26 protein-coding genes are annotated in these 18,437 nt (G+C 69.1%); all 26 read left to right on the plus strand.

Features of this window, described 5'->3' with window-relative positions:
• Positions 1-756 precede the first annotated feature (756 nt).
• The 26 genes from ACF1AL_RS37690 (at position 757) to ACF1AL_RS37815 (ending at position 18,338) form a co-directional block, all read left to right on the plus strand.
• Positions 757-1,128: a hypothetical protein gene (locus ACF1AL_RS37690; RefSeq protein ID WP_391781034.1), complete on the plus strand. Its 372-nt coding sequence runs from the start codon at positions 757-759 to the stop codon at positions 1,126-1,128.
• Positions 1,129-1,200: 72 nt separating this feature from the next.
• A complete protein-coding gene (locus ACF1AL_RS37695; RefSeq protein WP_391781033.1) occupies positions 1,201-1,758 on the plus strand; it encodes a hypothetical protein in 558 nt (185 codons plus the stop codon).
• A 116-nt stretch (positions 1,759-1,874) separates the two neighbouring features.
• Positions 1,875-3,053 carry a DUF932 domain-containing protein gene (locus ACF1AL_RS37700; protein ID WP_391781032.1) on the plus strand — a complete coding sequence of 393 codons (1,179 nt, stop codon included), beginning with the start codon at positions 1,875-1,877 and terminating at the stop codon, positions 3,051-3,053.
• Positions 3,054-3,347: 294 nt separating this feature from the next.
• Positions 3,348-3,836 carry a hypothetical protein gene (locus ACF1AL_RS37705; protein ID WP_391781031.1) on the plus strand — a complete coding sequence of 163 codons (489 nt, stop codon included), beginning with the start codon at positions 3,348-3,350 and terminating at the stop codon, positions 3,834-3,836.
• Complete coding sequence (locus ACF1AL_RS37710) at positions 3,829-4,035, plus strand: hypothetical protein (RefSeq protein WP_391781030.1); 207 nt, start codon at positions 3,829-3,831, stop codon at positions 4,033-4,035. Before ACF1AL_RS37705 ends, ACF1AL_RS37710 begins: the two co-directional genes overlap by 8 nt.
• Positions 4,036-4,202: 167 nt before the next feature.
• Complete coding sequence (locus ACF1AL_RS37715) at positions 4,203-5,072, plus strand: hypothetical protein (protein ID WP_391781029.1); 870 nt, start codon at positions 4,203-4,205, stop codon at positions 5,070-5,072.
• A 50-nt stretch (positions 5,073-5,122) separates the two neighbouring features.
• On the plus strand, positions 5,123-5,344 hold the full coding sequence (locus tag ACF1AL_RS37720; protein WP_391781028.1) for a hypothetical protein: 222 nt from the start codon (positions 5,123-5,125) through the stop codon (positions 5,342-5,344).
• A 461-nt stretch (positions 5,345-5,805) separates the two neighbouring features.
• The gene (locus ACF1AL_RS37725) at positions 5,806-6,003 is read left to right on the plus strand and encodes a hypothetical protein (protein WP_391781027.1); all 198 of its coding nucleotides are present in this window, start codon (positions 5,806-5,808) and stop codon (positions 6,001-6,003) included.
• Between the two features lie 7 nt (positions 6,004-6,010).
• Positions 6,011-6,679, plus strand: coding sequence for a hypothetical protein (locus tag ACF1AL_RS37730; RefSeq protein WP_391781026.1), 669 nt, complete (start codon positions 6,011-6,013; stop codon positions 6,677-6,679).
• Between the two features lie 64 nt (positions 6,680-6,743).
• Positions 6,744-7,079 (plus strand): hypothetical protein, encoded by a 336-nt coding sequence (locus ACF1AL_RS37735; RefSeq protein WP_391781044.1) that lies wholly within the window; start codon positions 6,744-6,746, stop codon positions 7,077-7,079.
• Between the two features lie 66 nt (positions 7,080-7,145).
• Positions 7,146-7,385 (plus strand): hypothetical protein, encoded by a 240-nt coding sequence (locus tag ACF1AL_RS37740; protein ID WP_391781025.1) that lies wholly within the window; start codon positions 7,146-7,148, stop codon positions 7,383-7,385.
• Positions 7,386-7,909: 524 nt separating this feature from the next.
• Positions 7,910-8,056, plus strand: a complete 147-nt coding sequence (locus tag ACF1AL_RS37745) for a hypothetical protein (RefSeq protein ID WP_391781024.1) — start codon at positions 7,910-7,912, stop codon at positions 8,054-8,056.
• Between the two features lie 184 nt (positions 8,057-8,240).
• Positions 8,241-9,743: a ParB/RepB/Spo0J family partition protein gene (locus tag ACF1AL_RS37750; protein WP_391781023.1), complete on the plus strand. Its 1,503-nt coding sequence runs from the start codon at positions 8,241-8,243 to the stop codon at positions 9,741-9,743.
• 77 nt (positions 9,744-9,820) lie between these two features.
• Complete coding sequence (locus ACF1AL_RS37755) at positions 9,821-10,198, plus strand: hypothetical protein (RefSeq protein WP_391781022.1); 378 nt, start codon at positions 9,821-9,823, stop codon at positions 10,196-10,198.
• Positions 10,199-10,333: 135 nt separating this feature from the next.
• On the plus strand, positions 10,334-10,708 hold the full coding sequence (locus tag ACF1AL_RS37760) for a hypothetical protein (RefSeq protein WP_391781021.1): 375 nt from the start codon (positions 10,334-10,336) through the stop codon (positions 10,706-10,708).
• A gap of 185 nt (positions 10,709-10,893) precedes the next feature.
• On the plus strand, positions 10,894-11,247 hold the full coding sequence (locus tag ACF1AL_RS37765) for a hypothetical protein (protein ID WP_391781020.1): 354 nt from the start codon (positions 10,894-10,896) through the stop codon (positions 11,245-11,247).
• Positions 11,248-11,282: 35 nt separating this feature from the next.
• Positions 11,283-11,897, plus strand: coding sequence for a cell envelope biogenesis protein OmpA (locus ACF1AL_RS37770; protein WP_391781043.1), 615 nt, complete (start codon positions 11,283-11,285; stop codon positions 11,895-11,897).
• Between the two features lie 45 nt (positions 11,898-11,942).
• Positions 11,943-12,161 carry a hypothetical protein gene (locus ACF1AL_RS37775; protein WP_391781019.1) on the plus strand — a complete coding sequence of 73 codons (219 nt, stop codon included), beginning with the start codon at positions 11,943-11,945 and terminating at the stop codon, positions 12,159-12,161.
• 6 nt (positions 12,162-12,167) lie between these two features.
• Complete coding sequence (locus tag ACF1AL_RS37780) at positions 12,168-12,407, plus strand: hypothetical protein (protein WP_391781018.1); 240 nt, start codon at positions 12,168-12,170, stop codon at positions 12,405-12,407.
• Positions 12,408-12,451: 44 nt separating this feature from the next.
• Positions 12,452-12,880: a single-stranded DNA-binding protein gene (locus ACF1AL_RS37785; RefSeq protein ID WP_391781017.1), complete on the plus strand. Its 429-nt coding sequence runs from the start codon at positions 12,452-12,454 to the stop codon at positions 12,878-12,880.
• A gap of 208 nt (positions 12,881-13,088) precedes the next feature.
• A complete protein-coding gene (locus ACF1AL_RS37790) occupies positions 13,089-13,334 on the plus strand; it encodes a hypothetical protein (protein WP_391781016.1) in 246 nt (81 codons plus the stop codon).
• 576 nt (positions 13,335-13,910) lie between these two features.
• Entirely contained in the window at positions 13,911-14,282 is a 372-nt protein-coding gene (locus ACF1AL_RS37795) for a hypothetical protein (protein ID WP_391781015.1), read from the plus strand.
• Between the two features lie 508 nt (positions 14,283-14,790).
• Entirely contained in the window at positions 14,791-15,276 is a 486-nt protein-coding gene (locus ACF1AL_RS37800; protein ID WP_391781013.1) for a hypothetical protein, read from the plus strand.
• A gap of 560 nt (positions 15,277-15,836) precedes the next feature.
• The gene (locus tag ACF1AL_RS37805) at positions 15,837-16,178 is read left to right on the plus strand and encodes a hypothetical protein (protein WP_391781012.1); all 342 of its coding nucleotides are present in this window, start codon (positions 15,837-15,839) and stop codon (positions 16,176-16,178) included.
• 128 nt (positions 16,179-16,306) lie between these two features.
• The gene (locus ACF1AL_RS37810) at positions 16,307-17,011 is read left to right on the plus strand and encodes a hypothetical protein (protein WP_391781011.1); all 705 of its coding nucleotides are present in this window, start codon (positions 16,307-16,309) and stop codon (positions 17,009-17,011) included.
• Between the two features lie 412 nt (positions 17,012-17,423).
• Positions 17,424-18,338, plus strand: a complete 915-nt coding sequence (locus ACF1AL_RS37815) for a replication-relaxation family protein (RefSeq protein WP_391781010.1) — start codon at positions 17,424-17,426, stop codon at positions 18,336-18,338.
• The last annotated feature ends 99 nt before the right edge of the window (positions 18,339-18,437 follow it).

Here is an 18,437-nt window from a genome sequence, read left to right on the forward strand (position 1 = left end):
ATTCCGAATTCCGGCTCCGCCGGAATCCTTGGCCAACTCCGTTGGCCAAGGCCCGAATTCGCTCCGCGATTCGGGACCGAGAGGGATTCGCTCCGCGAATCCCTCAAGCCAGCTGCGAGAAGGGGTGGCACCGGATTTGCTAACGGATTGCCAAGTCTATATAGCTCAAGGCAAGTTGCAGGTTCTCGGATTCTCCTGCTCACCCCAAAAACCTCAGCAACCTTCACTACCAACCAGCATCCCACCCTGGGTACATCCGCTCCCCCACCAGGAGAACCCGACGCCAAACAACTCGCACGCCACTGAATACCCGGCGCCGGACATCAGCCAGCCCCTGACTCTGCCTCACATCCGCACAACACCACCAGATCCCCGCGACCCGACCCCACACACCCCCGCGGCGGCCCCCGGCCGACGCGCAAACCAACGAACGAGACGCCCGATCCCCGAGGCCGCCACACCACCCGCCACCCGCCCATTCCTCACTCATCCTTCAACCAGCGCGGGAACGTGGCAACAGAGGGGATGTCAGTGATCCGACCACCTGTCCGCAGGCCGTTGACCAGGGGTTAGCCGCAAGCCGGCCGTCGGCCAGCGCAACCACCGGCGCAACACCTGACGCGACATCAGGCGCAGCCCCCCGAGCGCAACATGGTGCGCAACAGGGCTTCCATTCGCTCGGCACATCCACTATTATTTGAAGTGTTCGGAGGGGGCGACCTCCGACAACCGCAGAAGACCAACGAAGGGGAAAACGTGGAGATCCAGATCCTTGACGGCATCGTCCGCCGGGTACGTGGCGGCGTGGACGCCCCCATGGGTGGCCTTGCCATTCAGGCCCGCACCGTCGCCAACTTCCTGCCGCTCATCTGCCAGCGTGCGGGCGCGAAGATCGTGCACAACTCCGACGCCAACTACACCGGAATCCGGTTCGACACCAAGGTTGGGCCGGTGGTGCTGGAAATGCCGATGGGTGACCAGCCTTATCGGCTCGTGCACGAATTCATCGAGCCGGACGACCAGGGCCGAATGGAAGTCGAAATGCGGCGATTCCCGCAGATCTACAAGCCCCAGGGGATCGCGCACCTGACGGCCGAGTTCCTCCGTTCGCGCGGATTCCTCAACTAATCCGCTCGGGGTTGGGGGCGTTCAAAGTGAGCGCCCCCAACCCACACGGCGCACCGGAAGGGATAGGGAGCCATGGAGAGCACACGAATTGCACAGCAGGCCGAAGACGTGGGGGTACCTCTCACGGTGGCGGAGCAGGAGCAGGCGGCTTACGCGCTGCGGGAGTTGGCGCGTAGCGCGGGTGACCCGGAAGCGCTGCGGGTGCCGTCGGAGCAGTTGGAGATGGTGCAGCCGTTCTTCGAGCTGGGTTGGGCCATGGGGGTGCGCACCGGGCATACAGGGTTGGCTATGGCCGGTGTCCCTGTGGACCGCTCGACGGTCGCTCGTGCGTTCGTCCTGCTGCTGGCTGAGCGGATGGCGGACCCGATGGTGATCGCGGTCGCGCGGAGTCTGGATCCGCAGCATGTTGGGCCGGTGCTGTGGCAGAAGGTCGACTATCACGGCAGTCTGACGCAGCGGCATGGGACGTACTGGGTGTGCGCCATCCACGCGTTCGCGGACCCGTTCGGCGGGGAGGCGGAGTTGCGGTACGACCTGTGCGAGATGCACGGCGTGACCGCCGTGCCGGTGGTCACGCGGGTGCGGCGTGCAAGTCTGACGGCGTTGCCGGAGTACCGCACCACAGTCTAAGTGTGCTGGTCAGGGGTGGGTTCACACACCCCTGGAACACACTATTATTGAAGTTGTTCGGGGGGCGGTGGCCCCGCCCCCGAACCGCAGAAGCCAACAGAAGGGGAGAACACCGCATGACTCAGCAGTTCGCCGAGCGCGCCACGAACGTGGCCCCCACTGGAGCCCGTAACGCCGACCTCTCCGACCTGGTCCGCATCCTGGAGGACCAGAACCGGCGCAAGCTGGACGTGATCGCCCCCGCCGCCGCCCTGCGATTCCATGACGGCAACCTGCACGTCGAGGGCATCGAGTCCCTGATCACCGAGGACGGGGTCACGAACGTCGACGGCATCTACCGGCCCACCGGTGTGGCCGACGAGGGGATCTCCGACAAGCTCCGCATCCCCCTCGCCTACCTGCGCCGCATGCGCGCTGAGAACGTCTCGCTGCTGGACGAGAACGTCAACGCATGGCTGCGAGAGGACCCGGAGCGCCGTTTCATGCTCCGCGCGTTCCGGGGCGACAGCGGCCCCGGCATGCCGCCGGCCGAGGGCGTGGCCCGCGCGCTGCTGTCCGACAGTTACAAGCTCATGGACAACCTCGACATGCTGCTGGCCGCCCTGGACGGGGTGCGGCAGTCCGGCCACCCCACCCGCGTCACGGGGTGCGACCTGACCGACCGGCGCATGTATGTGCGCGTGGAGTCCGACGCGGTCGCCGTCCAGGCCCGCGAGCTGCTGCGCGGCTACCGCTCGCCGTTCGACGGCCGCAGCGGCGACGAACTGCCCATGATCTCCGCCGGTTTCGTCATCACTAACAGCGAGGTCGGCGCAGGGGCGTACACCATCACCCCGCGCGCCATCATCCAGGTGTGCCGCAACGGCCTGACCGAGACCAAGGACGTCATGCGCGCCGTACACCTCGGCGGCAAGCAGGACGAGGGCGTTGTGTCGTGGTCCGGCCAGACTCAGCGCAAGACGCTGGAGCTCATCACGTCCAAGACCGCCGACGCCGTCCGCACCTTCCTGTCACGCGAGTACGTCGAGGCCAAGGTACGCGCGATGGAGGCCGCCGCCGGTAAGACGCTGGCCGAGCCGACGAAGACCATCGAGCACGTCACCAAGACGCTCAGCATCGGAGTCGAAGCCAAGGACATGATCCTTTCCCACTTCGTGCGGGGCGGTCAGATGACGGCCGGGGGCGTGATGCAGGCGATCACGTCGACCGCGCAGACCCTCACGGACGCCGACCAGGCCGCCGCCCTGGAAGCGCTCGCGCTGCCCGCCCTGACGGCCGCCGCCGCGCACGGCTGACAGGCCCCCGTGCGGGCCGGGCACCTCCCCCTCCCCTGGCCCCCGGCCCGCACGGGCCCTCGCCTCCCGGCAGAGGCGAAGGCGCCAACCCGCATCAGAGCGCGGACTGCTCCCCCATCTGCGGAAGCGCGGAGCGCGCCGCCAGCTGAAGGGAGCGCGAAGCGCGCCCGCCCCCCCTCTGCCGCGTAGCGGCAGCGCGACGCGTCTGCGGAGCAGACCGCGCGCCGAGAAGAACCCCGCCACGCCACGTGCCCCCCGGTGCTCACCGCCCCCGTCGGCAAGGAGTGCTCCCCCATGCCCGCACGCTCGGAGCTCACCCGCCCCGACGACGCCGCCAAAGAGGCCGCCATGAGCCGCACCCTGGCCGCGCTCGCCGCCATGCTCCAGGCACTCGGCGACGGCGAGCACACGTTGAACCTGGTCGCCGAGCGCACCGACGACACGTTGGTCCGGGCTCAGGCAGACCTCTCCGTCGGCACCGCCCCGCTGCGCCTGGCCGTCCTGGACGAAGACGACTACTGCGCGCTAAGCACGCTGCTGGTGTTCGCGCTCGTGGGCAGCACCGTACGCAGCGCCGTCCTGGTCGCCACCACGGCAGCCGAGCCCTACTCCCGCGCGTGCGGCTGGACCGTGCGGAACGGGTGGCTGCACCCCATCGACACGGCCGAGCTCCAGCAGGCCGTCATCCCGTGCCCCGGCGCGCCCGCCGTACGCCGCGAGGTGTACGACGCACCGGTCCTGCCCCAGATCACCGATACCGACGAGGAGAGCCCTCGTGGCTGACAAGCCCGCTGTTACCGCAGACGGCTACTGCACCAACACCACCCCGGTTCCCGGCACCGTCCGCACGGTCAACGCCAAGAACGCGGGCACGAAGTTCCTCCACCTGCACGGCCGCCGGTACGGCGCCTGCCCGTGCGGCAAGGACGTGTCCCTGACCGAGCGGGACAACCTGCGCCGCCACAAGCCGCCGCAGGAGTAACCACAGCCCCCGTCCGCCGCCCCGCCCCCTCCGGCGCGGCGGACGGGCCCGGCCAGCGCGCCACTGGCCGAAGGCCTGCCGCGCCGACGCCCGCGCCCTCCCCTTCGGCGGGCGTCGGCGCGGCAGGCACCCCGCTCACCGAACTGACAACCGAGGAGCCGCAGCCCATGACCAGCCCGATCCTGACCGTGGACACGCCCGCCGGCATCGTGCGCGCCACCGCTGGTCCCCGCCAGGACGACGCAGTCGTCTTTGAGCTGGGCGGGGCGATGCGCGGCAGCGTGCACGTCACCGGAACCCACCACCCCCATCACTGGGACCAGTTCACCGCAGTACGCGCCTGCCTCGGACCCGTCAACGCGTACCAGACCATCGCCCCCGACGACGCCCTGCCTCGGCTCACCCGCAGCCGCACCCGCTACCACGGCAGCCTGACTCTCTATCCCGACCCCTACGCCGACCAGCTTGAAGCCAGCGTGTACCCGGCGACGTCCACTGCCGGGTACGAGCCGTCCGAGAGGACGTCAGTGACGCTCACCGCCGTCCTACGGGCCTGCGCCGCCCATGTCATGAGCCGCGACGACCTTCCTGTGATCCTGAACCTCTCGCTGCAGCGCGACGCTGTGGCCCTGCTGCGCTTCCTCACCTGGTCGGCCGGCCACCACCAGGCCGAAGCCGCCCGCCTGGAACGGCAGGCCCGCGCAGCGCACCACCTGCGGCGCGACGCCGTGGCCGCCTGGTGGATGATCGCCCGCTGGTTCACCGCCTGCCCGCATCCGGTCCTGCTGCTGATGCTCGCCGACCTGCCCTGCTCCGTACTTCCCAACGCGCTGGCGTGCACCGTGGCCGTACAGCGGTGGTTGGCCGCTCACAGCCTCTCCGCGGCCGGCCGCGAGCACGAGCACGCCCGCCGCGCCGAAGCCGAAGCCACCTCCCTGCGCGCCCAGCAGCACTCAGGACGCCCGGACCGCCGCCCGCAACCGCCCACGCACGCTGCCACTGCCTCGGTCGCCGCGCGCCTGGAGGAGATGTCATGACGATTGGTTGATGCCCCTTGGAGAGCGCACCCGCCCCGAGACGCCCGCTTATGCCGATTGCCCGGGCCCCAACCGAGGCCCGCGCCGTCGCCCTGGTCGACGACTGCGGCCAGGTCTTCCCCATCCTGCTGGCGTGGCGGAAGGCGTTCGGCGGCGAAGTGACTGGCTGGGCCGAGCAGATCGAGGCGACCGACGTCGAGAGCCTCCCTCAGCACGTGACCGACGGCTGGGGGCCCGGTCTGCGGCTGGACAGATGCCCGGCGGGTACGTGAAGGTCTCGGACTACCGTGACCACCAGCCGCCCAACGCGGTCACCACCGGTTCCCGCATGATCACGCGTTCATCAGCCGCAGGTGAAGGGTCGGGTTCACAACACCGATAATCAAACTATTATATGTGTTGTTGAATTGGTCGCCTCACACCGCCGCCAGTCACAGAAGGGACCGCGCATTGGCCACCTTCGGTCACATCACCCGCGATCGCTGCGGCCAGCTGGGCCGGGCCCTCACGGCCGCCGGCCTTTCCTGGACCGACAACGGCCGCCAGGACCAGCCCGCGTTTCTGACCTACACCGCCACCGACTCGCACGGCCGCGAGTGGAGTATCAGCCCAGCAACCAGATCACCCCGCCGCGGCCCGCAAATATCTGGCAGGCCCAGTGCGCCGCACGGACACATCAGACTCCGATCCTGTCCGCCCGGGCGGTCGCCGATCACATCCGAGCGTTTCCCGCATGACCGCCGCGCTGCGGCCATGGTGTCCCGACGACTTCGACGACTGGTGCGAGACGTGCGGTGCGGCGCCGGGCCAGCTGTGCAAGCCGGCGTGCGACACCGGCTACACCGCCAAGGACCTCCGCCGAGACGCCGAGCACCGCGACCAGAACACGACCACACCACCCCAATACCCCACCATGACCCCGAAGGAGTGACGGCGCCGTGCCGCAGGAGTTGACCACCCAGGACCAATTCAACGCATTCGCCGACGGCGTAGCGCAGGAGCTGGGCACGCACTGCCGGACCGCCCCGCTGACTGGGTACACCCGCGGACTGGCACGGCTGATCATCGACAGCGACGACCGCGCCCTGCGCCTGTGCCAGCCCGACGCGAAGCAGCCCAGCCGACTCAAGGTCTATGCAGCCCTCCTGGACGAGGCCCGGATGCAGACTCCGTCGATCGGGGTGACAGCGATCAGTGCCCGCCATGTGGCCCGCGAGATCTCCCGGCGCCTCTACCCGCTGCACGCCGAAGCCGCCGCACTGGCCGCCCAGCTCACCGCCCGGGAGCAGGCGGAGGCCAGCGCCCGCGCAGCAGTCGCCGGAGCCGTGGCCGGCGTACTGCCCGGCGCCCACATCGAGGAGCAGTACCGGCACACTCGGGTCACCTGGCAACACGACGCCCGCCCGCCCGGACAGCAGGGCCCATCCAGGTGGACAGCGTGGCCGTCGTCGTCGGTGCCTCGGGGAGTCGGTGACCGTCGAGGCGTGCGGCCGCCCAGACCGGGTGATCCCCATGCTGACCGCGTTCGCCCAGCCCACGCAGGAGTAAACGGCCAGGTCAGGGGCGGGTTCACACCCCTGCAAGTTCCACTATTATTAGAAATGTGACCGGGTCGCCCTCCGTGTGGCGACTCGCTTCCCCCTTCCAGCACCGGGAGTTGCCGTGTTTCGAATGCTGCGCCGCGCCCTGCGATCGGCTCACTTCCGGATTCCCGCCCGCCAGTTCAGCGCCGGGATCACAGCTCTGCCGCCCACCGCGCGCGAAGCGCTCGGCACCGACCTCACCGCCGAGGAAGCCATCGCCTACAACCGCAGCCGCGTCGCCACGGCAACCGCCGTCACCCTCTACCGCAGCCGATACCGGCTGCCGATGCGCGACCTCGACCTGGACGACGCGGTGCGCGCCCTGGACTTCCCCTACTCGTTGCCGAGCCAGGAGACCCGCGCCGCAATCCGTGCCGCGCTCGCCGTCCTGGACGCCGACTACACCGTCACCGTCACGCGCTAACCAGCCGTCCGCTTCCACCGGGCCGTCCCGTCCCGACGGCCCCTCCCCTTCCCACAAGGAGACCCGGTGTTCCTCGTCGTTCCCGACCCCGCTTACGGACTGGTCGCAGCCCCCAGGTCCTCGGCCGACCTCACGCCGGGTACAAAGGACGCCCTCACAGCCCAGGGATTCGCCTGGAACAGCGAGATCGAGGCGTTCACCCGCCCGACCGACAGCAGTGCCGCGGCCGTGGAATTGACCGCCGGCGCCCTGCGCGAGCTGGGCCACTACGTCCTCTCCTCCTACACCCCGCTGCCCACCGCCTGACCAGCGCCACTTCCGCCAGACGCTGCCGCCCCAGGCCAGCAGCCCCGTTGCATGGATGGAGTTCCGTCATGCCCCTCCGCCGTCTGCCGCCCCTCCGATACGCCGTCACCGGGCGCGAGGGAGCCCACCAGGTGGTGGACCAGCTCCGCTGCGGCGCCCGCGCGAAGGAGGCCCGGCCATGCCAGTTCCGATCCTCTGCCACCTCTGCCGCGCAGGCCGCTACGAGCCCCGGGATCCGGGCTCCTACGCCTGCCGGTCCTGCGGCAGGCGGGTCACCGAGTCGGTATTCGCCGTATACAGCGACGAACGGCTCATCGTGCTCGCGGGCGTGCTCCAGGTCCCCACTGTGCCGGACGGCCATCGGGTCCTCACCCCCCCGGCACTGCCACGCCCCGCACCTGGGCGCGAGCCTGGCCCTTGCCCTGCGGCTCAGCCGGAGCCGTCCGGTCTACCGGCACCCAGCAGACGTCACCATTGCCGAAGGCCTGCTGGCCGTCCTGGATGCCGACGAGCAGGGCCCCTACGTGCTCTCCCCCGGGCAGTTGGACGTCCTCGCCCGCGCCATGGACCTGCGCAGTGCGCTGCTCCCCTCAACTTCCCGCCAGCACCCCGAGTTCGACGCCGAGGTCCGTGCCGCCCACTTCCGCAGCCGGCATCGGACCGCCGGCTGAGCGCTCCCACTGGCGGCTAGTGCTCGCGCGCCGCCCGAACAGCCGGCTCACGCCTGCACGCCGCGCCTAGGCGCCGGTGTTTCCGCAGGTCGGGGGGATCTAGCCACCATACCAGGTCACACTATTATTTTAAGCGCAGGGTTTCACGCCTTGCCGCCGACGAGGCAAAGAGAAGGAGAGCCACATGGCCACCGCCGTCTCGACCCCGACCGACAAGCAGGCCGCCCAAGAGGAGGCCACGCCGCAGATCGTCCACCTCGATCCCTCGCTGGTGGTACGTGACGAGTGCAACGCCCGCGAACAGGACACCGAGCCGGACGAAAAGCTGATCACCTCCGTGAAGCAGCTCGGCGTCGAGGAGCCCCTCAGCGTCCGCCCCCGGCCCGACGGCACCTTCGGTGCGTTCAAGGGCTGGAGGCGCGCGCAGGCGGCGCAGATCGCCAACGCCACCGCCGAAGCGGAAGGCCGTGTGCTGCGCCCGGTGAAGGCGTACGTGCGTGAGGACCTGGTCGGCCGCGACGGCTGGACGCGGTTTTTGTCCCTGGTCGAGAACGACCACCGCGAGGGCATGAGCCAGCGGGACACCCTCAAAGCGCAGGAACTCGCCCTGATCGACATGAGCGACGTCGACCGGCGCACGGCCGCCAAGGCCCTCGGTGTGGGCCGCAACGCGGCCAAGCAGGCCAAGGCGGCACAGCAGCTCAACGACGCCACTCTGCGCCGTACGGCGGCCGCAGGCATGGACCTGGAGCAGACCGCCCAACTCGCCGAAGTCGCAGGTGTGCGCGGCGCCGAGGACCGGCTGATGCGGGCACTCGCGCGCGACCACGCGGAGGGCAAGGGCGGGCGCGGTCACTGGGACCAGGAAATGGCCCTGCTGCGCGCCGAGCAGGCCGACGCCGAGACCCGTGCCAAGGCGGAGGAGAAGCTGAGGGCGGCGAACATCCCCCTGCTGGGTCGGATGCCGTCCTACGAGAAGGACCCGTCCCGTCCCCTGACGGAGCTCACCACCGGGCTGGGCAACCCACTCACCGAGGACAACCACAAGGACTGCCCCGGCCACAGCGCTCGCCTGGACGACGAGCACCAGCCCGTTTGGTACTGCGCCGACCCGGCCGCCTACGGCCACAAGGTCCGGCCGCTGCCGAAGAAGCCCAAGACCGAGGAGGACGAGCACAAGGCTGCGGAGCGGGCCCGGATCGTGGCGTGCAACCGGGCCTGGAAGGCCGCCGCCGGACCGAGGCAGGAGTTCGTCAAGCGGCTGGTGCGTGGCAAGAGCCTGCCCGACGAGGCCCGGCTGTTCGCCCAGGAGATCCTCCTGGACCTGCCCCGCTTCTATGGCAAGTGGGCCGACAAGCAGTGCACCCAGACCGTGGCGCTGCTTGTCGGAGCGAAGGACCCCGAGAACGACTCGGCCCGCGAGACCGCCGCCGGTTTCCCCAAGAACCGTCTGGCCAATGTGCTGTTCGCCCAGGTCGCCGCCGCGTTCGAGGACACCATCCGCGAACCGAAGCAGTTCGACACCGCTCGCATGTCCCACGTCTATCTGTGGGTGTCCCCCAACCGGCTCCAGGCGGCCTACCTGCTGCTCCTGGAATCCCTCGGCCAGGCCGACGACGGCAGCTACCAGCTGTCCGAGGTCGAGCAGCAGGCCGTCGCCAGCCACCGGCCCAACGCTGGGGGCTGACCCACCGGCACCGGGCGGGTGCCGACATCCGGTGCCCGCCCCCGGCCCCATCACGAACCAGGAAAGAGGCGCACCCCATGCCCACCCTTGCCGAAATCCGTACCTTCGTCAGCGGACTGTCCGACATCGGAGCCGTGGTCGCTCTCCAGGAGGCGGCGGCCGCGCGTCTGCTCGAGCTGGACGCCGACAAGCGCCCGGTCATCCTCCCGGGCCGCACCGGGCGGATCACCACCACGATCACTCCGGCCTGCCTGGGCCGCCTGACCGGCACCGTCGGGCAGCCCAACAAGACCCGCAGTCGTTTCGACTTCCTGCTGGACGAGGACTCCACAGACCAGCTGCGCCGCGACCCGCACAACACCCGTTTCACCGTCCCCGACGGTGAGAAGCGCTACCGCATCCCGAGGGTCCCGGCCGCCTGCATCGAACTCACCGACATCCTGGCTGACTCCTAGACCGCCCCGGACGGGGACAGCGCCCGCATCCCCGTCCCCCCGTGCCGCTTTGAATGGCGCGCCTCCAGCCCCCTGCCGGGCACACCAGTGTGCCCGGCCGACCGTCCATCGCTCCACGCAGAGAGGCGAACCAGCATGCCCATCACCTTCGACGACGTTCGGGACTTCATCCGGCAGCTGCCCGATGCAGCAGCCGTCGCACAAGTGCAGGAGGCCGCCGCGCAGCGGCTCCGCGTCATCGACAAGGCCACGTTCGCTCGGATCCAGCCCGGGCGCCGGGCCCGCATCACCCCCGCCCTGCGCTCGAAGAAGCTGCGAGGCCTGACGGGCACTGTGCTCGATCGCAGCCGTAGCGGCAGCCGTGTGGCCTTCCTTCTCGACGAGGAGTCGACCGGCAAGCTGCGCGAGCAGACCCGCTACAGCACCTACCGCATCCCGGAGAACGTCCGACGCTTCCGGATCCCCGGCAACGGCGTCCCGATCTTCTGCCTTGAGCTGATCGAGGACTGACCCGCGCGCCTGCGACGCACCGCTGCGGGCGGCGCAGGCCGATCCGGACCCGCCGGGGCGGGACAACCCCGCCGGCTGTCCCGGCCCTTGACGAAAGCGACGTGTGATCCACCATGCCCACCTCCGCACAGCCCTCTGACGACAGGCCCCGGCAGGCGGTCTCGGTACTGGTCATCAGCGACCGCTTGGACGATGACCCGATCGGCCTGCTGCCCTGCCCGGTCCCTCTGAAGCACTTGCCCACGCCCCTGTTCACGTCCGAGGAGTACCGCACCGGACCGCTCGTCCTCCTGGACGACCGCAGCTACACGCCCTTCACGCTCCGGCACATGCCCCACCGGCCGGGATTGATCGTGGCCGCCGCCGACCCGGACGACGCCACCGCCTACCCCCGGGCCGTGGCCATCGGAGCCGAGGCCATCCTGCGGGCCGGGCAAGACCTGGCGTGGCTACACCTGCGCCTGCATGCCGCCACCGACTGCCACTACGCGCACTGGGAATCGCTCCTGCCCGACCCTCCCCCACCGGACGGCAGATGACAGCCGGCCCCTCCCACGATCCGAAGGATTCACCCATGCATCCGATCCCCCAGCGATGTGCGCGCCGGCCTTTGTCGGGCGGGCTGGTGGTGCCGTACGTGTCTTTGATCCACGGAGGCCACGCGGCGTTCGGGAGTCTCGACGCCGACCGGGCTCGCACCGCCTTCCTACACCACCTGTGCCAGATCTGCGGCGAGCGGCTCGACGCGCGCTGTTTTCTGATCGTCCGCCCAGCCGACGTATCCCGGGGCTGCTCTCCGGAACCCGCGCTGCACCCGGAATGCCTGCCGTACGCCGCCGCGCACTGCCCCATGCTCAACGGCACTGCCACGCACTACCGGCAGCTTCCCGTACTGGCCACCCATCCGGCCGGGCGGCCGTGCACCGATCCATGCTGTCCGTGCCCGTCCCTCTCACCCGATGAGGGCCACACCGCCCGCAGCGGCACCCCAGCCGACCGCTTCGAGGCCTGGATGATCGACACACGGACCTACCGCCTGGTCCTCCCACCGGCCCGGTCCGAAGTTCCCTCGGGCATCAGCCTCGACGTGCCGGTCCTGCGCAGGCACGTCCTGCGCACCGCCCAGCTCACGGACGAACAAGAGCGCCCGATGGGGCTGATCCGCAGCCTCCTGAACGGCGCCCCCTGACCCGTACTCCACCCCACCGTCCCTTAGCTGCTGAAGGAGCCTTCCGTGATCACGCCCGATCCGGTCACGCCCGAGGGTGCGGCCGTCATCGACCTGTACGAGCAGATGAAGGCGCTCAAGGAGCGCACCGACGAGTGGCCCGGCGCCGACACCGTGGACATTCTCGACGAGTGGCTCGCCCGCTTCGACTTCAGCGGCCCGGCGCCCCGCACGCGGCTCGTCGCGGGCAGCGTCTGGGTGCTGCGTCGCCAGGACCGTCACTAGGACGAGGTGACCCTGTGGAGTGACGAGGCCTCGGCGCGGGCCGCCCTGGCCGGCCACGTTCGCAGCAACTGGAGCAACCTGCTCGGGGACGAGGGCATCCCCAAGCGCCCGCCTCTGGACGACCGGGAGGCCATCGACCTGTACTACGGGGCGGACCAGGAACGCGGGGAGGAGCACTACTCGCTGTACGCCGAGGACATCGGCCGGCTGGTGCGGACCCTGCCTGCTCCGGACGGCTTCCGCTGACATACTTCAAAGAGCCACTATTATTTAAAATGGGAGGTGTTCGTATGGCCCCGTCGATCACGCACGTGTCTGGCACCGTCGCCAGCGACGTCGAATGCCGCTTCACCGAATCCGGCATCGCTGTCTGCCGGTTCCGTCTCACCGAGACCCCCAGCCAGTGGGATGCCACCACCCGGAAGTGGCGGGACGGGATCCCGATCTCCTACGTGTGCACAGCCTGGCGGGACCTCGCCCGCAACGCCACCGAATCGCTCACCGGCGGGGTCACCGTCCTGGTCAAGGGCCGCATCACCGAGATCAAGGACAACTCCATCTACCTGAGCGTCGACGACCTCGGCCTCAGCCTGCGCCAGCGCATCGCCTACACCGAGACCAGCCTGCCCAGCCCAGCCGCCGCCGCATCAGAAGGTCAGCCCAACCGCACTGACAGCCCACGCAGACATGCACCCAACCATCCCGATTTACCCGCCTGACCTCGCGACTGTGACATCACCGTGACCAGTGGTCGGCCCCCGTGGTCGCTCGCACGGTCGGGCCTGACCTGTTCCCTGTCACAGCCGAACCACCGGATCACCCCCCAGCACCGTCGCTGGAGCCACGGACAAGGTCCGTCCGCGGCCGGCCCGAAGCTCACGGTCGAACCGAAGCAGCAGGCCGCGCCGCCCAACCGAAGGAGTCCGCATGACGAATCAGCACAACGGCACGACCGACGAGGAACTCACCCGGAAAGCCGTCCAGGCCTACGTCCGCCTCATGGCCACACTCCAGGCCGCCATCGAGGACCCTGACCGATCCAATGAGGCGCTGTCCGCCGCAACCCGTGAGGCACACCACGCGATGAACGCCGCTGGACTTCTCCAGCTCAGGGAACCTCAGATGGCTGAGCTGGTCGCCAAGTACGTACCCGAGTTCAAGTGGTTCCGCTGAGCACCGTTCAACGACCACAAGCGTGGCTGGCCAACCTGGTCAGGGAGTGCACACCCCACGCCTGGGCGCGGTACCGGCTGAGCTGACTGCCCCTTGGACCTGTGCGCCCGCCGGGAGGCGACGAGCCACCTCGGCCAACCGACCGTCGACGCTGCCGTGACCGGCAATCGAAACGCCGCCTAGATCATCGCTGGCGCGCACGCCTTCGCCACCGCGGTCTGCGAGGAACCCGTCAGCACCACACTCGCCCACAGCGCTGCTCCTGATACTGGGGCAGCAGCCCCCGCCGAGGACGGCTCTGCCGATCCGGCACCGCGCCATCGCGGCGACGCTCAGCCTCGCTAAAACGCGCGTGGAGGCCAAGCGGGCAGGACCACCACGTCCATGCTCCGCGTACGCCCCAGCTCGCCACACCCGCCAAGGGCGCTTCCTCGCTCCAGCGCAGGGCTCGCCTGCACGCCGATCAGCACGCCGTCCTGGTCGCGCCCTGCAGCCATTCCTGCTTCCACACGCCAACCTCACCCCCTGCCCCGGCCACACACGCCCGGACACGGGACAGAGAAGAGGACTTGTTCCATGCCTGAGAAAGTCGACTTCTTCAAGGTCGTCGTCACCCCCTACCCTGACGACGCCGACCACGGCCCGCTACTGGTGGACCCTGTCCACGCGCGGGTGTCCCGCGCCGGCGACGTCGTCGAGGGCGACACGATACTCGCAGCGGTCTCCCGGCGCGGCGCCGACTACTTCAACGACCAGTACACCGCCCACCCCGAGCCCTACAACCCCGCCTGCAGGTGCGGCGTCTGTTGCCACCTCACCCATGAACCGGGACCGGTGGTCGTGCTCTCCAACGGCTACCCGTGGCCGACCTGCGACCCGTGGCTCGCCGACGCCCTGGTCCTCATCATCCCCGCCCGCCGACTGCCCGCCCGGAACGCGAAGGAGTGACGCACTGCCATGTCCCACGTCGCGTACACGCCGCAGCTGCCCGGCCTGACCGCCAATGACGATCTGGACACTGTCATCGACTGGGGATTGGGCGCGGACTCGACCGCCTACCTGGAGCGCGTGCTGACCGACGTCCGGCCTCGCGCAGCTGCAACAGTGCTGTGGACGTGCATAGCTGCACAGTCCTCCCGTCAGCACGCATGCCATGCTCCAAGGGACCCCCACTGGCGGCGAACGTCTATGCTGGCGCGCTTTCAGCCACTCTCTCGGCGTCCACTCTGATCATGGCGTTCACGCCCTGCTCACCCAGCCATTCCAGGCTGAGGAGTGTCACGTCCTCGATGCCACCATCCTGGTCGATCTTTGGCCGGCGGCCCTGCTTCCCTGTCATTGTTTGTCGGGACTCTACCGAGGGGATCGGAGCGGCCGTCATCCAGCCGTCGCGCGCATCGACCCCAAGCAGCGAAACGAGGATGCGAGGAGCGGTCCTAAGCACTACAACGAGGGGATGACCGTCTTCCTGTGTTCCAAGTGTGGCTCCGCGATCACGCCGGAGCTCGCCGAGCTTGCCAGCGTCCCTCACGTCTCAGACGACGAGCGCGACCGGGACAAGGAGACACGCCGGTCGCCTTCCACCGTTCCGCAGGGCCACTACGCGATCGATCCCGAGCCCTGGGGAGCTCCCTACGTCGTGCAGGACGATCAGGAGGACCCGAAGCCAGCGCAGCCGCGCGGACATTTGGTCTGCCGAGAAGAAGGCTTCGTCATCTCGGCCGGCAGCCGACACACAGTGCTGGTGCATCCTGATGACGCCGCCGGCCTTCAGCCACTGCCCAACTGGGAGAACAGCAGTGGATGCTGCGGACCGACAGGCGACGCGGGACTCAACCGGGCCTGCCCCTGCGGCGCTCCGGTCGCGACTCTCGCAGCCGACTGTTTCACGCCCTTTGAACTGCACCTCGATCCTGTCCGGACCTACGCGTATTCCCAGTAGGACCGCGAAGCACGTGCGGACGATGTGCACGACACGCTCGATGGAACGTCTCCAGCCAACTTCTTCACGACTACCTTCCGTGGTGAACGGCGGCTCGCATGGGCCTGCCGCCGAGCTGGGCTAGTTCGGATAAGCCTGCGTGCGGTGTCCGATGCTCCGTGTCGATCCGCAACAACGCCGACGTCTGGAAGAGATCATCCGCAACCTCGGTGACCGCATCGGGGAGGACCGCGTCAATGGCTGGCTCGGCGAGGTCCAAGGACTTCAGATCACCCTGGAAGCCGCGCGGAACAAACTCGCCTCTCTCGACCGACTCACCCGGACCCGCAAAGGCACTCCGGTTAGGTCTGCGGAGCACCCGCCCCCGGCATCGTCTGTCCGGACGACGGCCCGGAGTTCAGGGCCCTCGAGGAGCAGGTCCGCGCGGCCTTGAAGAAGAAGCCCCGCAAGGAGCCCGAGCTGGCCCGCCGGGCTCGGCGTTCGCCGTGCGCCGGCTGTGCCGGTCCGCACTGAGACTTGCCTGTCTCCCTTGACCTTTCCTGATGGGCATACTGCTGATGATGACGACGACTACCCAGCGCCTTCTCGACCTCGCCGCGGCAGCCCCGGCCAGCCGCAACGAGGATCTTGTTCTGCTCCTACGCGAGGCGAGCGAGCTGTACCAGGAGGGCTTCGACGGTATGCGCCACACAGTGGCGGCACGCTTCGCCGGGTTGTCCGCAGACGACCTGGTGGCGGCCGCGACCGCGGCCGGCATGCCGTGCGATGCCTCCCAGGACCAGGACGAGCTGCTTGCGCTGCTCGCCCTGGTCGAGTGGGAGATGACCCCGGCGGCCATGGCGTACACGCAGATGGCGCAGGACGCGGCCCGCCGTGGCGTGTGCCTGATCCCGGAGGAATAACCCCTCTTGCTGGAGGCCGTGCGGGAAAAGCTGGCCAGCGCACTGGACCCCCGCCCCATACTCCTGCCATTATGTGAGTTGTGAGCCGGGCAGGCCGGCTCACCTCCGACAGGACGGACGGGTGTGCCATGACCTCGCGCAGTGAACCTCGCTTGGTCGACGCTGCCGAGATCGCGGCTGAGCAGGGTCTGACTCCCGCGCGGATCAGCGGCCTGTACAGCAAGCGCGCAGAGAACGGCTTCCCGGAGATCGCCGACATGCGCGGCCGCGCCCGCCTGTGGGACCACGCAAAGGTCACCGAGTGGTTCGCCAACCGCCCGCCGGCTCGCCTCCGCGGACACACACCGCCCGCTCGTGACCCGCAGGACCTGCTCAACGCCGCCGAGGCCTCACGGTTCCTGGGCTACAAAAACCCCAACCAGGTCACCACCTTCGTCCGTGACCACCCCGGATACTTCCCTGATCCGGATGTCGTCGAAGAAATGGGTACTGCAGAAAACCCCTACCGACGGCAGCTGTGGCGCGTGCAGACCCTGCTGGACTGGATGGCCACTCGGCCCGGCCGCGGCAAGCACGCCGGCGCGAAGCGCACCGCCCCGGCACTTCCCGACGTGCCCGTCGACGGCGACCCCGACGAGCTCCTGGGAGCCACCCAGGCCGCGGCACTTCTGGGATTCAAAAGCCTCAACTCCTTCTCCAGCAGCCTCTCCCAGGGCAACCTTCCCTTGCTGGAAACCCCCGACGCGCTCACCGAGAAAGGCGGGCGCCGGCGGTGGACACGCCGACGGATCCTCGAGCAGGCAGCCCAGCCGCGAGGTAGAAGTCGGCGGTGAGCGCGCCTTCGCGCACGCCCCAGGACGCGGCATCCGGTTACGGGTCGTTGGTCCCTTGCGGGCCGGATGTCGCACGATGGCCGGCATGGCGTGGCTCGCCACCACGCCCCGCAGCAGCCCCGGCTGCTGCGGACCGGCCATCGCCGAACCTCTCGTGAGCGGCACCCTCTGCGTGGCTCGTTCGGCGCCCCGCTCACACACACCCCGCTGCAGGGGCGTGCTGTCCCGGCTCACCGGGAACTATCCCTGGTGGGGTCCTGGTGCCGGACCGGTGCAAGAACGCGAGGCTGATTCCTTTTCGTGACCTTGGTTGGGGCTTCCTGGTCGGGACTCTGGTCGGGGCAGGCGGGTTTCCTCGAGCAGCAACCGAAGGTCTCCGCCGGAGACCGCAGGCCGCGGAAGGAAACGTCTCATGAGCAGCGCTACACACAGTGCTCCGGCGCTGGCATTGGCCCCTAGTCCCGCTGAGCCTTTGGCCCACCAGGTGCTGGCCGGGCTCGCCCAGCATCGCATCGCCACCACCAGCCAAATGCGACGGATGCTGCGGCCGAACGGCACACGGCAGCTGATGTCCCGCGTCCTGAACAGACTGCGTTCCGACGGCTTCGTCGACTGCACGGTGCTGCCGGACGCGAAGCGCACCCGCACCCACGCCTGGTATCTCACACAGGAAGGCGCACGGCTGACCCGCGACCTGCCAGTCCTGCGAGGGCGGCCGCCCTACCCCATCACCTCCACCACGGCAGCGTCGTTGAAGACCCCGCACACGCTCTCCGTCGTACGCGCCCACCTCGCCTTCGCCGAAGACGCCCGCCGCCGCCAGGACGAACACGGTCCCTGGGACTGGACCCCGGAGGTGTCCCACGCCATCGGCGAGGGCGAACGCGTCGTCGCCGACGCTGTCATGTACTACACGCTCGTCGAGAGTGAGCAGCGCCGAAAGCTGCGTGCGTTCGTGGAAGTCGATCGCACCACCATGAGCAGCGAGCGGCTGGCGGTGAAGCTGATCGATTACGCCCGTCTGTTCCAGTACGAAACCCAGCCCGCCGGCCGGCGCAGGCAGGCCGGCGCAGGTCCTGCCTGGCTGCGCTGGTATCCGGTCTTCCCCCGCGTACTCTTCGTGCTGACCGGTGCCTCCCGAGGCAGGCTTGAGAACCGGATGCGCGATCTGCAGGCGATGGTTGCCCAGCACCCGCTCGTAGCGGCCCTCGCCCGCGACGTTCAGCTAGGCGCCGCCGTACTGGAAGACCTCGAGCAATGCGGCCCAGCGCAGCCTGTATGGTTGCCGCTGACAGGGGGAAGGCCGCGCGCTTGGTTCGAACTGTAACTTCTCGGCGGCAACCACCGCTCAACGCTCAGCCTGCAACCCCAGGACATCGGTCTCGGGACTGCAGGCTTTTGTCCACGCCGTCTGGCGCGATCGACC

This window comes from Streptomyces sp. NPDC014801 (genome assembly GCF_043082085.1).
Lineage (GTDB): Bacteria > Actinomycetota > Actinomycetes > Streptomycetales > Streptomycetaceae > Streptomyces.

What these genes read in the sequence shown, in the direction of transcription:
- ACF1AL_RS37790 (WP_391781016.1), top strand. Translation starts at nt 13,089, where the DNA reads ATGACGAATCAGCACAACGGCACGACCGACGAGGAACTCACCCGGAAA.
- ACF1AL_RS37715 (WP_391781029.1), top strand. Translation starts at nt 4,203, where the DNA reads ATGACCAGCCCGATCCTGACCGTGGACACGCCCGCCGGCATCGTGCGC.
- ACF1AL_RS37760 (WP_391781021.1), top strand. Translation starts at nt 10,334, where the DNA reads ATGCCCATCACCTTCGACGACGTTCGGGACTTCATCCGGCAGCTGCCC.
- ACF1AL_RS37810 (WP_391781011.1), top strand. Translation starts at nt 16,307, where the DNA reads ATGACCTCGCGCAGTGAACCTCGCTTGGTCGACGCTGCCGAGATCGCG.
- ACF1AL_RS37695 (WP_391781033.1), top strand. Translation starts at nt 1,201, where the DNA reads ATGGAGAGCACACGAATTGCACAGCAGGCCGAAGACGTGGGGGTACCT.
- ACF1AL_RS37770 (WP_391781043.1), top strand. Translation starts at nt 11,283, where the DNA reads ATGCATCCGATCCCCCAGCGATGTGCGCGCCGGCCTTTGTCGGGCGGG.
- ACF1AL_RS37785 (WP_391781017.1), top strand. Translation starts at nt 12,452, where the DNA reads ATGGCCCCGTCGATCACGCACGTGTCTGGCACCGTCGCCAGCGACGTC.
- ACF1AL_RS37750 (WP_391781023.1), top strand. Translation starts at nt 8,241, where the DNA reads ATGGCCACCGCCGTCTCGACCCCGACCGACAAGCAGGCCGCCCAAGAG.
- ACF1AL_RS37795 (WP_391781015.1), top strand. Translation starts at nt 13,911, where the DNA reads ATGCCTGAGAAAGTCGACTTCTTCAAGGTCGTCGTCACCCCCTACCCT.
- ACF1AL_RS37735 (WP_391781044.1), top strand. Translation starts at nt 6,744, where the DNA reads ATGCTGCGCCGCGCCCTGCGATCGGCTCACTTCCGGATTCCCGCCCGC.
- ACF1AL_RS37815 (WP_391781010.1), top strand. Translation starts at nt 17,424, where the DNA reads ATGAGCAGCGCTACACACAGTGCTCCGGCGCTGGCATTGGCCCCTAGT.
- ACF1AL_RS37800 (WP_391781013.1), top strand. Translation starts at nt 14,791, where the DNA reads ATGACCGTCTTCCTGTGTTCCAAGTGTGGCTCCGCGATCACGCCGGAG.
- ACF1AL_RS37720 (WP_391781028.1), top strand. Translation starts at nt 5,123, where the DNA reads ATGCCGATTGCCCGGGCCCCAACCGAGGCCCGCGCCGTCGCCCTGGTC.
- ACF1AL_RS37755 (WP_391781022.1), top strand. Translation starts at nt 9,821, where the DNA reads ATGCCCACCCTTGCCGAAATCCGTACCTTCGTCAGCGGACTGTCCGAC.
- ACF1AL_RS37805 (WP_391781012.1), top strand. Translation starts at nt 15,837, where the DNA reads ATGACGACGACTACCCAGCGCCTTCTCGACCTCGCCGCGGCAGCCCCG.
- ACF1AL_RS37705 (WP_391781031.1), top strand. Translation starts at nt 3,348, where the DNA reads ATGCCCGCACGCTCGGAGCTCACCCGCCCCGACGACGCCGCCAAAGAG.
- ACF1AL_RS37700 (WP_391781032.1), top strand. Translation starts at nt 1,875, where the DNA reads ATGACTCAGCAGTTCGCCGAGCGCGCCACGAACGTGGCCCCCACTGGA.
- ACF1AL_RS37725 (WP_391781027.1), top strand. Translation starts at nt 5,806, where the DNA reads ATGACCGCCGCGCTGCGGCCATGGTGTCCCGACGACTTCGACGACTGG.